The sequence below is a fragment of the Streptomyces sp. NBC_01431 genome (genome assembly GCF_036231355.1).
Lineage (GTDB): Bacteria > Actinomycetota > Actinomycetes > Streptomycetales > Streptomycetaceae > Streptomyces.
The window spans coordinates 6,454,373-6,468,292 of record NZ_CP109496.1; the positions used below are offsets into that span (position 1 = coordinate 6,454,373).

The 13,920-nt window shown below is 70.5% G+C and carries 12 protein-coding genes and 1 tRNA gene; 9 read left to right on the forward strand and 4 right to left on the reverse strand.

Annotated features, from left to right (window positions below):
* Window positions 1-2: 2 nt before the first annotated feature.
* Window positions 3-512, reverse strand: a complete 510-nt coding sequence (locus tag OG522_RS29445) for a gluconokinase (protein ID WP_329466056.1) — start codon at window positions 510-512, stop codon at window positions 3-5.
* 139 nt (window positions 513-651) lie between these two features.
* Between OG522_RS29445 and OG522_RS29450 the strand changes: the two genes are divergently transcribed.
* On the forward strand, window positions 652-1,353 hold the full coding sequence (locus OG522_RS29450) for a FadR/GntR family transcriptional regulator (RefSeq protein ID WP_329466057.1): 702 nt from the start codon (window positions 652-654) through the stop codon (window positions 1,351-1,353).
* Window positions 1,354-1,561: 208 nt separating this feature from the next.
* On the forward strand, window positions 1,562-3,019 hold the full coding sequence (locus OG522_RS29455; protein ID WP_329466058.1) for an amino acid permease: 1,458 nt from the start codon (window positions 1,562-1,564) through the stop codon (window positions 3,017-3,019).
* Between the two features lie 146 nt (window positions 3,020-3,165).
* Here the strand turns inward: OG522_RS29455 and OG522_RS29460 are convergent, their stop codons facing one another.
* The gene (locus tag OG522_RS29460) at window positions 3,166-3,873 is read right to left on the reverse strand and encodes a TetR/AcrR family transcriptional regulator (RefSeq protein ID WP_329466059.1); all 708 of its coding nucleotides are present in this window, start codon (window positions 3,871-3,873) and stop codon (window positions 3,166-3,168) included.
* Between the two features lie 172 nt (window positions 3,874-4,045).
* Here OG522_RS29460 and OG522_RS29465 point away from each other — a divergent pair, with 172 nt between their 5' ends.
* The 4 genes from OG522_RS29465 to OG522_RS29480 are packed head-to-tail and all read left to right on the forward strand — an operon-like array spanning window position 4,046 to window position 8,930.
* A complete protein-coding gene (locus OG522_RS29465; protein ID WP_329467784.1) occupies window positions 4,046-5,488 on the forward strand; it encodes an APC family permease in 1,443 nt (480 codons plus the stop codon).
* Between the two features lie 28 nt (window positions 5,489-5,516).
* A complete protein-coding gene (locus OG522_RS29470) occupies window positions 5,517-7,160 on the forward strand; it encodes an amidohydrolase (protein ID WP_329466060.1) in 1,644 nt (547 codons plus the stop codon).
* A 46-nt stretch (window positions 7,161-7,206) separates the two neighbouring features.
* Entirely contained in the window at window positions 7,207-8,295 is a 1,089-nt protein-coding gene (locus tag OG522_RS29475; RefSeq protein ID WP_329466061.1) for an S-(hydroxymethyl)mycothiol dehydrogenase, read from the forward strand.
* The gene (locus OG522_RS29480; protein WP_329466062.1) at window positions 8,295-8,930 is read left to right on the forward strand and encodes an MBL fold metallo-hydrolase; all 636 of its coding nucleotides are present in this window, start codon (window positions 8,295-8,297) and stop codon (window positions 8,928-8,930) included. Before OG522_RS29475 ends, OG522_RS29480 begins: the two co-directional genes overlap by 1 nt.
* A 122-nt stretch (window positions 8,931-9,052) precedes the next feature.
* On the opposite strand, the gene OG522_RS29485 is transcribed toward OG522_RS29480, so the two are convergent.
* Complete coding sequence (locus tag OG522_RS29485; RefSeq protein ID WP_329466063.1) at window positions 9,053-10,015, reverse strand: pseudouridine synthase; 963 nt, start codon at window positions 10,013-10,015, stop codon at window positions 9,053-9,055.
* Window positions 10,016-10,223: 208 nt separating this feature from the next.
* On the opposite strand from OG522_RS29485, the gene OG522_RS29490 reads away from it, so the two are divergent.
* Window positions 10,224-11,750 carry a beta-ketoacyl-[acyl-carrier-protein] synthase family protein gene (locus tag OG522_RS29490; protein WP_329466064.1) on the forward strand — a complete coding sequence of 509 codons (1,527 nt, stop codon included), beginning with the start codon at window positions 10,224-10,226 and terminating at the stop codon, window positions 11,748-11,750.
* Between the two features lie 71 nt (window positions 11,751-11,821).
* Here OG522_RS29490 and OG522_RS29495 read toward each other — a convergent pair.
* A tRNA-Leu gene (locus OG522_RS29495) sits at window positions 11,822-11,909 on the reverse strand.
* 186 nt (window positions 11,910-12,095) lie between these two features.
* Here OG522_RS29495 and OG522_RS29500 point away from each other — a divergent pair.
* Window positions 12,096-13,427: a M20/M25/M40 family metallo-hydrolase gene (locus OG522_RS29500; RefSeq protein WP_329466065.1), complete on the forward strand. Its 1,332-nt coding sequence runs from the start codon at window positions 12,096-12,098 to the stop codon at window positions 13,425-13,427.
* Window positions 13,428-13,601: 174 nt separating this feature from the next.
* Window positions 13,602-13,835 carry a chaplin ChpH gene (gene chpH, locus OG522_RS29505; RefSeq protein ID WP_329466066.1) on the forward strand — a complete coding sequence of 78 codons (234 nt, stop codon included), beginning with the start codon at window positions 13,602-13,604 and terminating at the stop codon, window positions 13,833-13,835.
* Window positions 13,836-13,920: the final 85 nt, after the last annotated feature.

The window sequence follows — 13,920 nt, forward strand, 5'->3', positions numbered from 1 at the left end:
CCTTAGGTGGAGAGCGGCCGCAGCGCGGCGGCGGCCCGCTCGGCGATTTCCTCGGGGGTGCCGGACACATCGACGGCGACGCCGGCCTCGTCGGCCCCCAGCGGCTGGAGGGTGGCGAACTGCGAGTCGAGCAGCGCGGCAGGCATGAAGTGGCCCCTGCGCTCGGCCATCCGCCGCTCGATGAGCGTGCGGTCGCCGGTCAGGTGCAGGAAGACGAGCCCGGGGGCGGCCGCCCGCAGCCGGTCGCGGTAGCTCCGCTTGAGCGCGGAGCTGCTGACGACCCCGCCGCGCCCGGCCCGCCCGTGTGCCCAGGCGCCGATGGCGTCCAGCCAGGGCCACCGGTCGGCGTCGTCCAGCGGGATGCCCGCGGACATCTTGGCGACGTTCGCGGCGGGGTGGAAGTCGTCGCCCTCGGCGTAGGGGACGCCGAGCCGTGCTGCGACCAGCGGCCCGATGGTGGTCTTGCCGGTACCGGCGACACCCATCACGACGATGGTCAGGGGGGAGTTCATGCGGGTGGTGCCTCGCTGTCTTCCTCGACATCGATGTCCGTCGCGGCACACTCAAACCCATTACGTACGACATATTCAAGAGCTCGTGATGTAAAAGTCATACTTTTGAGGCCTCGATGGTGGCCCGTAGGCTTGGCCCATGACGACTCGGGCCCGGGGCCTTCACATGCATGTGCTCGACAGCCTGGGTCTGGCCATCACCGCGGGGGAGTACCCATCGGGCAGCGTGCTGCGCACCGACGAGCTCGCCCAGCGCTACGACGTCTCGCGCACGGTCGTCCGCGAAGTGGTGCGGGTCCTCGAATCCATGTACCTGGTCGAGTCCAGACGCCGGGTCGGCGTGACCGTACAGCCGCCCGAGCAGTGGAACGTGTACGACCCGCAGGTGATCCGGTGGCGGCTCGCGGGCGCCGACCGGCCGCGCCAGCTGCGCTCCCTGACCGTGCTGCGCTCCGCCGTTGAGCCGGTCGCGGCAGGCCTCGCCGCACTGAAGGCCACGCCCGCCCAGTGCGCGGACCTCACCGAGCAGGCCCTCGGCATGGTCGCCACCTCGCGCGGCCGCCAGCTGGAGGCGTACCTCGTGCACGACGTGGCCTTCCACCGGATCGTGCTCAACGCGTCCGGCAACGAGATGTTCGCCCGGCTCGGCGACGTGGTGGCCGAGGTCCTCACCGGCCGCACCCACCACCAGGTGATGTTCCCCGACCCCGACCCGGCCGCCGTCACTTTGCATGTGCGGGTGGCCGAGGCGGTGCGCGAGCGCGATGCCGCCGAGGCCGAGCGACTGACCCGGGAGATCGCGGTGGGGGCCCTCCAGGAGCTGGACGTCCTCGCACCATAGGTACCCTGGGCAACAAAAAACGTTCCGTTGCTACCTGTCGGTTACCTCAGAAACACCTCAAATCTATCCCTACGTGACATTGGCCACTGCCAAACTGCACCGACAGCCGGGACCATGGGCCACTAGTCCGTGCCAAGGTGACGACTTGCATCACCGGTACGGCCGGTCCCGCACGACCGCATGACCCCTCACAAAGGCGAACAACTCCATGAGTGACCGCACCATGCCTGCGGCCGAGACCCAGAGCGCCCCTGCGGGGGCTGCGACGGGCACCCCCCACATCGACGCCGGTGACGCCGGTTACAGCAAGGACCTCAAGTCCCGCCACATCAACATGATCGCCATCGGCGGCGCGATAGGCACCGGCCTCTTCCTCGGTGCCGGCGGCCGCCTGGCGGGCGCGGGCCCCTCGCTCGCGATCGCGTACGCGGTCTGCGGCGTCTTCGCGTTCTTCGTCGTACGGGCCCTCGGTGAGCTCGTGCTCTACCGCCCCTCCTCGGGCGCCTTCGTCTCCTACGCCCGTGAGTTCATGGGCGAGAAGGGCGCCTACACGGCCGGCTGGCTGTACTTCCTGAACTGGTCGACCACCGCCGTCGCCGACATCACCGCGGCCGCGACCTACGCCCACTTCTGGGCCATGTTCAGCAACGTCCCGCAGTGGGTCTGCGCGCTCGTCGCGCTCGCGGTCGTCCTCACCGCCAACCTCATCTCGGTGAAGTACTTCGGCGAGATGGAGTTCTGGTTCGCGATCATCAAGGTGGTCGCGCTGGTCGCCTTCATGCTGGTCGGCATCTACCTGGTGGTCACCCAGCACGACGTGGACGGCACCATGCCGGGCTTCGCCAACATCACCAGCCACGGCGGCATCTTCCCGATGGGCATGCTGCCCATGCTGCTCGTCATCCAGGGCGTCGTCTTCGCGTACGCCTCGGTCGAGCTGTGCGGCGTCGCCGCCGGTGAGACCGAGAACCCGCAGAAGATCCTGCCCAAGGCGATCAACTCGATCATGTGGCGGGTCGGCATCTTCTACGTCGGCTCGGTGGTGCTGCTCGCGCTGCTGCTCCCGTACACCGAGTACTCCGAGGGCCAGAGCCCGTTCGTCACCGTCCTGGACAAGCTCGGCGTGCCGGGAGCGGCCGGCGTGATGAACCTGGTGGTCCTGACCGCCGCCCTCTCCAGCCTCAACTCGGGCCTGTACTCCACCGGCCGCATCCTGCGATCCATGTCGCTCGCGGGCTCCGCGCCCAAGTTCGTCGGCGTCATGAACAAGGGCCGCGTCCCCTACGGCGGCGTGCTGTTCACCGCGGCGTTCGGCGTCCTCGGCGTCGCCCTGAACAAGTTCGTGCCCAACGACGCGTTCGAGATCGTGCTGAACTTCGCCTCCATCGGCATCCTCGGCACCTGGGCGATGATCATGATCTGCTCGCTGCTCTTCTGGCGGCGCTCCCAGCAGGGCGGCGTCGAGCGCCCGTCCTACAAGCTGCCGTGGGCCCCGTACACGCAGATCGTCACGCTGGTCTTCCTCGCGAGCGTGGCCTTCCTGATGTGGTACGGCGGCGGTGTCGGCCGCACCACGATCTACTGCCTGCCGATCATCGCGGCGCTGCTCGTCGGCGGCTGGTACCTCGTGCGCAAGCGGGTCTTCGCGATCGCCTCGGGCGAGTAACCCGGTCCCCCAAAGAGGGCGGCACCCCCTGGTGGGGGTGCCGCCCTTTTCTGTGCGCAAGCGCCATGTGGGTCGGCGGGCGCCACGTGTGCGTACCCGCCATGTGCCCAGGCGCTGTACGTGCCTGTTCGCCACGGGGACGCGCGTTATGTGCGTACGTGCTGCAAACGGGCCGCGGCCGCGGCGAGGACCATATCCAGGGCCGCGGGATAGGCGCTGCGCCGCATCTCCGCCACCAGGACCGGCGCGGTCGCGGCCACATGCGGATGGGTGTCCGCCGGAAGCCGTGCGTACCGCTCCGGCCAGGCCCGCTCCTCCAGTGCCCGGGACTCCTCGGGCAACGTGAACACCGCCGCGTCCAGGGCCGCGAACGACAGCGCCTGGTCGACGAAGACGTGGTAGATCCGCACCGCCTCGGCGTCCGGGAAGCCCGCGCCCCGCAGGATCCCGAGGATCGTCTCCACCGACCGCATCTCGTTGGCCCGCCCGGTCACCCGGGTGAAGGTGAGCAGCGCCGCCTGCGGATGGGCCTGGTAGTCGGCGTGGATGCGCAGCCCGAGCGAGCGCAGGTCGGCCCGCCACTCGCCGGTCGGCCGCCAGGACCGCAGTGTGCGGCCGATGAGTTCGTCGGCCACCGCCAGCAGCAGGTCGTCCGTGTCGCGGAAATAGCGGTAGAGCGCGCTCGGATCCGCCCCGAGCGCCGTCCCGAGCCGGCGCACGGTGAGCGCCGCCGCCCCGTGCTCACCGATCAGCCGCAGGGCGGTGTGGACGATCAGTTCCTCGGACAGGACCGTGCCCCGCTTGGTGGGCCGCCGGCGCCGCCGTTCCCCGTCCGGTACGACTCGCTCGCTCATGGGCCGCCACCCTACGAAGCCCTCACTCTTATGACAACAGCGTTGACGGACCGACTTCACCAGGAGTTCGATGTGCCGCCATCGGGGCCGATCAGCGCCCCTCGGCGAAGGAGCGACCGTGCGCACTCCCTACGGCAGTGACCCACCCGTTCTCCCCAAGAGTCTCGGCGTCATGGACGGCATCGCCATCGCCGCCTCCTCAACGGCGGCCACCACCTCCATCGGCATCGGACTCGGCGTCACCGCCGGCGTCGTCGGCCTGCATCTGCCGATCATCATGCTGCTCGGCTTCATCCCCATCCTGGGCATCGCGAGCGCCTATTCGCGGCTGAACAAGGTCGAGCCCAACATGGGCAGCGGCTATGTCTGGGTGGGCCGCTCGCTCAGTCCCTGGCTGGGGTTCCTGACCGGCTGGATCGGCATCGTCTCCACCGTCGTCTTCCTCTCCTACACCACCGCCGTCACCGGCTCCGCCCTGATCCAACTGGCGGGCGAGGCGGGCCTGCACGGACTCGGCGGCCTGCACCTGGACCCCGACTCCACGGCGCAGTCCACCATCCTCGGCATCGTCGTCCTGATCGGGGTCACCTGCACCGCCGTCGCCGGCGCGCGCTCGGCCGCCAACCTCCAGAAGTGGCTGCTCGTCTTCGAGTACGCGGTGCTGCTCACCTTCTGCGGGTACGGCCTGTTCAAGGGCCCGCACCCGTTCAGCCTCGACTGGCTGAACCCCTTCACCATCCCGTCGGGCCAGGCGCTCGCCCAGGGCCTGTTGCTGTCCGTCTTCTGCTACTGGGGCTTCGACGCGACCTTCAGCGTCAACGAGGAGATCCGCGACCCCAAGGACGCCTCCAAAGCCGGCACCATCACCCTGTTCACCATGCTCGCCCTCTTCCTGCTCGGCTCCTTCGCCTTCCAACGGGTGCTGTCCGCCGATGAGTTGGTGGGCCACGGCGCCCAGGGCCTCACCTTCTTCGGTGACCGGCTGGCCGCCCAGCCGCTCGCCGCCCTGCCGCTGATCGCACTCACCTTCTCGGCCATCGCCTCGCTCCAGTCGGGTGTGATCCCCACCGTCCGCGGCATGTTCGCGATGAGCCGGGACCGCACGCTCGGCCCGCTCTGGCTCAAGGTCAGCCCCAAGTACGGGACTCCGGCGGTCGGGACGGTGGTGATCTGCTGCATCGCCATGGGCATCGCCATCCTCTCCCTGCTCATCCCGAAGATCGGCGACCTGATCCTGGCCTCCGTGAACGCCATCGGGATCGTCGTCTCCCTCTACTACGCCCTGACCGCGCTGGCCGCCGCCAACCGCTTCCGGGGCGCCCTGCGGGAGAGCGTGGGCGAGGCCGTGCGCGCCGTCGTGATCCCCGTCCTCAGCGCGCTGTTCCTGCTCGGCCTCGGCGGCTACCTCGGCTGGACCTTCTACACCTCCGCCGACCACTTCGAAGTGAGCCCCGACAACGGGTGGTTCATGCTTTTCTGCCCCACCGTGATGCTGCTCAGCGGCTTCGTCGCCGCCGCCTGGGCGAAGTGGGTAAGGAAGTCGCCGTACTTCGTCACCGGGCTCTCGACCGTGGAAACCGACCCGGCGCCGCTCGGCGCCCCCGAAACCGCCTGATCCACCCCCGTACAGAATGGATTCGCACATGCGCCACACCCCCGCCGACCTCGTGTTCACCGGCGGCCCGGTCCTCACCCTGGACGCCGCCCGCTCCCGCGCCACCACCGTGGCCGTCACCGGTGAGCGCATCACCGCCGTCGGCCACGACGAGGTGCGCGAGCTGATCGGCCCGAAGACCGAAGTCGTCGACCTCGCGGGCAAGTTGCTGATCCCGGGATTCCAGGACGCCCATGTGCATCCGGTGTCGGCGGGCATCGAGCTGGCGCGCTGCGACCTCACGGGCACGCGTACGGCGGCCGACACCCTGGCGGCCGTACGGGCCTACGCCGACGCCCACCCCGACCAGGAGTGGATCACCGGCGGCGGCTGGTCCATGGAGGCCTTCGACGGTGGCAGCCCCACCCGGGAGCTCCTCGACCGCGTGGTGCCCGACCGGCCCGTCTACCTTCCCAACCGGGACCACCACGGAGCCTGGGTCAACAGCCGCGCGCTCGCGCTCGCCGGGATCACCCGGGACACCCCCGACCCGGCCGATGGCCGGATCGAGCGCGACGCCTCGGGCGAGCCGACCGGGCTGCTCCAGGAGGGCGCCATGGACCTGGTCGGCCGGCACACCCCCCGCTCCACCCCCGCCGAACGCCTCGCGGCCCTGCTGCGCGCCCAGGCGCACCTCCACTCGTTCGGGATCACCGCCTGGCAGGACGCGATCGTCGGCAGCTTCGGCTCGATGGACGACCCCGCGGACGCCTACGTGGCCGCCGCCCGCGACGGCTCGCTCACCGCCCGGGTCGTCGGCGCCCTGTGGTGGGACCGAGAGCGCGGCGCCGAACAGATCCCCGAACTGGTGGAGAAGCGACGGGAGTTGAGCCACGGCCGCTTCCGCGCTGGCTCGGTGAAGATCATGCAGGACGGCGTGGCGGAGACCGGCACCGCGGCGCTGCTCGGCCCCTACCTCGACGCCTGCGGCTGCGCCACCGCCAACACCGGCACCAGCTTCGTCGACCCGGTCCAACTGCGCTCCTACGTGACCCAGTTGGACGCCCTCGGCTTCCAGGCCCACTTCCACGCGCTCGGCGACCGGGCCGTGCGCGAGGCGCTCGACGCGGTGCAGGCGGCCCGCGAGACCAACGGCTGGACCGACACCCGGCCGCACCTCGCCCACCTCCAGATCGTGCACCCCGACGACATCGGCCGGTTCCGGGCGCTCGGCGCCACCGCCAACATCCAGCCCCTGTGGGCCGCCCACGAACCCCAGATGGACGAGCTCACCATCCCCTTCCTCGGCAAGGAACGGGCAGGCTGGCAGTACCCGTTCGCGGCACTGCTCCGCTCCGGGGCCACCGTGGCGGCCGGATCCGACTGGCCGGTCAGCAGCCCCGACCCGATGCACGGCATCCACACCGCCGTGAACCGGATCACCCCTGAGGAGGAGGGGCCGGTCTTCCTGCCCGAGCAGCGGATCACGCTGACCGCCGCGTTCGCCGCGTACACCGCGGGCACGGCTCATGTGAACCACTTGGACGACAGCGGCTCGATCCGCGCGGGCGCGCTCGCCGACCTGGCGGTGCTCGACCGGGACCCGTACGCGGGCCCGCCCGAGGAGATCGGCGCCACCCGGGTGCTGGGGACATACGTCGCGGGCCGACGCGTGCACGACGCCACCTCATAGGGTGTATTCCTGATACATCCGACGGCACGGAACAGGGAGTGGCGGCATGTCGCAGCAGGTCCAAGGGGTCATCGCGCCGGGCAGGAACCAGCCCGTACGGGTCGAGACCATCGTGGTGCCGGACCCGGGGCCCGGCGAGGCGGTGGTGAAGATCCAGGCCTGCGGCGTCTGCCACACCGATCTGCACTACAAGCAGGGCGGGATCAACGACGACTTCCCGTTCCTGCTCGGCCACGAGGCGTCCGGGATCGTGGAGTCGGTGGGCGAGGGCGTCACCGACGTCGCGCCCGGCGACTTCGTGATCCTCAACTGGCGTGCGGTGTGCGGCAATTGCCGCGCCTGTCTGCGCGGGCGTCCGCAGTACTGCTTCAACACCCACAACGCCCGGCAGAAGATGACGCTGCTTGAGGGAGGGGCCGAGCTGTCGCCCGCCCTCGGCATCGGCGCGTTCGCCGAGAAGACCCTGGTCGCGGCGGGCCAGTGCACCAAGGTCGACCCGGCGGTGTCCCCGGCCGTGGCGGGGCTGCTCGGCTGCGGTGTCATGGCGGGCATCGGCGCGGCCATCAACACCGGCAACGTCGGCCGGGGCGACTCGGTCGCCGTCATCGGCTGCGGCGGCGTCGGCGACGCGGCGATCGTGGGAGCCCGGCTCGCGGGCGCGGCGCGGATCATCGCCGTCGACATCGACGACCGCAAGCTGGCGACGGCGAAGACCATGGGCGCCACGCACACGGTCAACTCCCGGTCCAAGGACGCGGTCGAGACGATCCGCGAACTGACCGGCGGCAACGGCGCGGACGTCGTCATCGAGGCGGTGGGCCACCCGGAGACGTACAAGCAGGCGTTCTACGCCCGCGATCTGGCCGGCACGGTGGTCCTGGTCGGCGTGCCGACTCCGGAGATGACGTTGGAGCTGCCGCTGTTGGACGTCTTCGGCCGCGGCGGCGCCCTGAAGTCCTCCTGGTACGGCGACTGCCTGCCGTCCCGGGACTTCCCGATGCTGATCGACCTGCACCAGCAGGGCCGGATCGACCTCGCGGCGTTCGTCACCGAGACGATCGCGCTCGACGAGGTCGAGAAGGCCTTCGAGCGCATGCACGAGGGCGATGTGCTGCGCTCGGTGGTGGAGTTCTGATGGCCGTTCGCGCACGAATCGATCATCTGGTCACGTCCGGCACGTTCGCTCTCGACGGCGGTACGTGGGACGTCGACAACAACGTGTGGATCGTCGGGGACGACGAGGAGGCGGTCGTCATCGACGCCGCGCACGACGCCGAAGCGATCCTGACGGCGCTCGGCGGCCGGACGCTCAGGGCGATCCTGTGCACCCACGCACACAACGACCACATCGACGCGGCCCCGGCCCTGGCGGACGCGACGGGTGCCCCGATCCTGCTCCACCCGGACGACCTCCCGCTGTGGAAGCAGACCCACCCGGAACGCCTCCCGGACGGCGAACTGGCCGACGGCGAGCGGGTGTTGGTGGCGGGCGCGGAACTGGAGGTCCTGCACACCCCGGGCCACGCCCCCGGCGCGGTCTGCTTCCACGCCCCCTCCCTCGGCACGGTCTTCACCGGCGACACCCTCTTCGCCGGCGGCCCCGGCGCCACGGGACGCTCGTTCTCCCACTTCCCGACGATCATCGACTCGATCAGGGACCGGTTGCTCACGCTTCCACCGGAGACGGTGGTACGCACGGGGCATGGCGACGCGACGACGGTGGGCGCGGAGGCGCCGCACCTGGCGGAGTGGGTGGCACGGGGGCACTGAGCGCGACTGTTCGCGCGTGGGGGTGGGTCGCGTGACACCTGCGGCCCACCCCCGGTCGCCCGCGCCCACCCGGGGGGCGCCCTTCAGCCGTGAACGGGGGCCAATTTCCCTACGTGGAGGCCTTATTGGTCCGACGTCGGAGAGGTCGGCCACTCCGACAGCCGCAGCCCACTCTCAAATCTGCGAGCCCGCCCGTCCACCGGATCGGTGAATTCGAGCACCTTGGCCAGCAGTTGCAGCGGCGCCCCGAAAGCCGCGGGGCCGCCCTCGGGTTCGTGCTCGGGAAGGACCACCGGATACACCGGGTCGTTCAGGATCGGCAGGCCGAGCCCGTTCATGTGAACACGCAGCTGATGGGTGCGTCCGGTGGCGGGCAGCAGGCGGTAGCGGCCCAACCCGCCGCGCCGCTCGACCAGTTCGATGCGGCTCTCCGCGTTCGGCTCGCCCGTCTCCTCGCGGGCGGCGATCACTCCGCGCTCCTTCACGATCCGGCTGCGCACGGTCACGGGCAGCGTCACACCGGGGTCGTACGCCGCCACCGCCTCGTACTCCTTGCGCACCCGGCGCCCGCTGAACAGGTTCTGGTACGCGCCCCGGTCCTCGGGCCGCACGACGAACAGGGCCAGGCCCGCCGTCAGCCGGTCCAGGCGGTGGGCGGGCTGGAGCTCGGGCAGCGCCAGATCCCGCCGCAGCCGGGCCATGGCCGTCTCGGTGACGTGCCGGCCCCGTGGCGTGGTGGCGAGGAAGTGCGGCTTGTCCGCGATCACGATCCGCTCGTCGAGGTGGACGATGCCCACCTCGAACGGCACCGGCACTTCCGGCGCGAAGTCCCGGTGGAACCACACGTGCAAGCCGGCCCGGTACGCCTCTGCCCCGCTGAGTACCCCCTCGGCGCCGACGAACCGTCCCTCGCGCAGCATCGCGGCCACCCGGTCCGCGCCGATCGCCCCCTCGAACCGGCCCACCAGGTGATCACCGACCGTCGCCCACGCTCCCTCAGGGTCGACGGGCAGCCGCACACGCACCGGGTCGATGCCGTCGCGCTGCGCGAGCGGGGCGGCCGGGGTTCGGGATCTGCGTCTCACGGAACCAGAGAACCCCACCCCGCCCCGCAGAAGCAAGACAAGCCCAGGTCAGGCCCCCCTTTCCCGCTGTGTCCCGCTCGATGCCGACGAGTGCGCACCGCGGGACCGCTCGCCCCGTACTGCCTTCCGCGCGATCGAGAGGCATGCTTCCAAAGAGGATTCCTCGCAAAATATCCTCACCTGCCACATATAGGGCAAAGAGGCCGTAATGAGCGAAGAGTCAGTCATGGGCGGCAAATGCTGTCTGCTCACCACGGGTGAACTGATGCCCGGAGACGTCATCGCGACGGATCCGGACGGCCCCTGGCTCGTGGTGGTGCGCACCGCGCCCGCGACCGAGACGAAGACCAGACTGCAATTGCGCCCGCTGACCGGCGGTCCCGACCTGGAGCGCGTACTGCCGCGCTATGAACGCCAGGTCGTCCGTACGAGCCGGCAGGACCCGGCCGCACTGCCGCAGCCCGTCCGGCACGATGCCGAGCGGCGCCGCCGGGTCGTGGTGACCGGCCTGGGCGCGGTCAGCCCGCTCGGCGGCGACGTTCCGCAGCTGTGGCAGGGGCTGCTCGACGGCCGCTGCGGGGTGTCGGTGGTGAGCGGCCCGGAGTTCGACGGGCTGCCGGTGCGGCTCGCCGCCCGCGCCGCCATCGAGCCCGCCGAGCTGTTCCCGAAGCCGGTGGCCCGCCGGATGAACCGCTCCACCCAGTTCGCGGTGCTGGCCGCCCGCGAGGCCTGGCGGGACGCGGGGCTCGACGTCTCGGGGACGGTTTCCAGCGGTCTGCGGCCGTCCCGCACGGGGGTGTCGATCGGCACGATCATCGGCGGCGCGCCGGTTCTGGTAGAGAGCAGGCTGACGCTCAACGAACGCGGGCCGCGGGCCGTCTCTCCGTACACGACGCCCATGATCGTGCCGTCCGCCTCGGCCGCCCGGATATCCACGGACCTGGACATCCGGGGCGAGGCCAGGACCGTGGTGTCCGCCTGCGCGTCCGGTACGGAGGCGATCGGGCAGGCCATCGACGCCATCCGGACCGGGCGGCTCGACCTGGTCGTGGCGGGTGGCACCGAAGCCGTCATCACCCCGGAGATCCTCGCCGCGTTCGCCGCGCTGCGGGCCGTCTCGACGCGCAACGACCAACCGGCCGACGCATCAAGGCCGTTCGACGCCCGGCGGGACGGATTCGTGCTGGGGGAGGGCGCCGGCGTACTCGTCCTGGAGGAAGAGGAACACGCCCGCGCGCGCGGCGCCCGCGTCTACTGCGAGGCGGCGGGCTGGGGCCTGTCCGCCGACGCGTTCCACATGGCGGCCCCCGAACCCCAGGGCCGCGGCATCGAGGCCGCGCTGCGAGCGGCCCTCGCGGACGCGGGGGCCACGCCCGCCGACGTGGCGCACATCAACGCGCATGCCACCGCGACGGTGGAGGGGGACCGCACGGAGGCCCGCGCGTTGGGCCGCCTCTTCGGCCGCCACATCCGCGACGTCCCCGTCACCGCGAACAAGGGCGCACTGGGTCACCTCCAGGGCGGCGCCGGCGGCGTCGAGGCCATCGCCACCGTGCTCACCCTGCGGGACGGCCTGATCCCGCCGACCGTGGGCTGCGACGACCCGGAGGAGGGCCTGGGCCTGGACGTGGTCCGCTCCACCCCGCGTCCGCTCCCACCGTGCGGCGACATCGTCCTGAGTAATTCGTTCGGCTTCGGCGGGCACAACGCGGTGCTGGCCTTCCGGCGGCTGTGAACCCCTGGTGGGGCGGGCGGCACCGCACAACGAGAAGTCCCCGTGATCGCTGTGCGATCACGGGGACTTGCTGGTGTCCGAGGGGGGACTTGAACCCCCACGCCCGATAAAGGGCACTAGCACCTCAAGCTAGCGCGTCTGCCATTCCGCCACCCGGACAAGGTGTCTGTCTCGCGGGCCGTGCCCGTTCCGACGTGGAAAACAATAGCAAACATCTGGGGGTGGTCGATCACCCCCCTGGCCTGCATGAACACCGGATGTCGGCGGGAAGCCGCCCTTGGGTGGCCAGGTGGTGCGAGGGAGGATGGGGGCGGACCACACGGAGCGACAGCGGGAGGAAGCAGCGTGAGCGAGTCGAGCACGACCCGGACCGGCGGCGTCACCGGTGAGGACGAGGTCGTCGACCTCTGCCGCGATCTGATCAGGATCGACACCAGCAACTACGGGGATCACTCCGGGCCGGGGGAGCGCGCGGCGGCCGAGTACGTCGCGGAGAAGCTCGCCGAGGTCGGCCTCGAACCGCAGATCTTCGAATCGCACCGGGGCCGGGCCTCCACGGTCGCCCGGATCGCGGGCGAGGATCCGTCGCGGCCCGCGCTGCTCATCCACGGCCACACCGACGTCGTACCGGCCAACGCCGACGACTGGACGCACCACCCCTTCGCCGGCGAGATCGCCGACGGCTGCGTGTGGGGCCGGGGCGCGGTCGACATGAAGGACATGGACGCGATGACCCTCGCGGTCGTACGCGACCGGCTGCGCAGCGGCCGCAAGCCCCCGCGGGACATCGTGCTGGCCTTCCTCGCCGACGAGGAGGCCGGTGGCACCTACGGCGCGCGCTTCCTGGTGGACAAGCACCCCCAGCTCTTCGAGGGCGTCACCGAGGCGATCAGCGAGGTCGGCGGGTTCTCCTTCACCGTCAACGAGAACCTGCGGCTCTACCTGGTGGAGACGGCCCAGAAGGGCATGCACTGGATGAAGCTGACCGTGGACGGCACCGCCGGACACGGCTCGATGATCCACAAGGACAACGCCATCACCGAGCTGTCCGAGGCCGTGGCGCGGCTCGGCCGCCACAAGTTCCCGGTGCGCGTGACCAAAACGCTGCGGCACTTCCTCGACGAGCTGGGCGACGCACTCGGCACCGAGCTCGACCCGGAGAACATGGACGAGACGCTCGCCAAGCTCGGCGGCATCGCCAAGCTCATCGGCGCCTCGCTCCAGAACACCGCCAACCCGACCCAGCTGGGCGCCGGTTACAAGGTCAACGTCATCCCGGGCCAGGCCACCGCGCACGTGGACGGTCGGTTCCTGCCGGGGTACGAGGAGGAGTTCCTGGCCGATCTGGACCGGATCCTCGGCCCGCGCGTGAAGCGCGAGGACGTGCACGCGGACAAGGCCCTTGAGACCACCTTCGACGGCGCGCTCGTCGACGCGATGCAGACCGCGCTCCAGGCCGAGGACCCGATCGCCCGTGCGGTCCCGTACATGCTCTCGGCCGGCACCGACGCCAAGTCCTTCGACGACCTCGGCATCCGGGGCTTCGGCTTCGCCCCGCTGAAGCTGCCGCCGGAGCTGGACTTCGCCGGGATGTTCCACGGCGTGGACGAGCGGGTGCCGGTCGACGGCCTGAAGTTCGGCGTACGGGTCCTGGACCGCTTCATCGACGCTTCGTGAGGGCCCGCGAACCTCGCGGGCGCACCGGGACGACACTCAAATAATCGTCTGAACGTACGCACACGACTGAAAAGAGTGAATGAACTCATAAGCTCGTAGCTCCATAACTTTCTCCTCGTTACAGGGTGTGCGGTCCGCGGCTGGGATCGCACATATGCCAACAAGGAGGAAGTAATGATCAAGAAGGTCGTCGCTGCTGCGGCTGCTACCGGTGGTCTCGTTCTCGCGGGTGCGGGCCTCGCCGTCGCCGACTCGGGTGCCCAGGGTGCCGCTGTGCACTCCCCGGGCGTCGTTTCCGGCAACGTCGTCCAGGCGCCCATCCACATCCCGGTGAACGTGTGCGGTAACACGATCTCCGTGATCGGGCTGCTGAACCCCGCCTTCGGCAACACCTGCGTCAACAAGTGACGTTGTGCCTCAACCCGTGAGGGTTTGAGCCCGGCGGCCCCGGAGTGCGCGCCATGCACTCCGGGGCCGCCCGGCATTTTCAGCT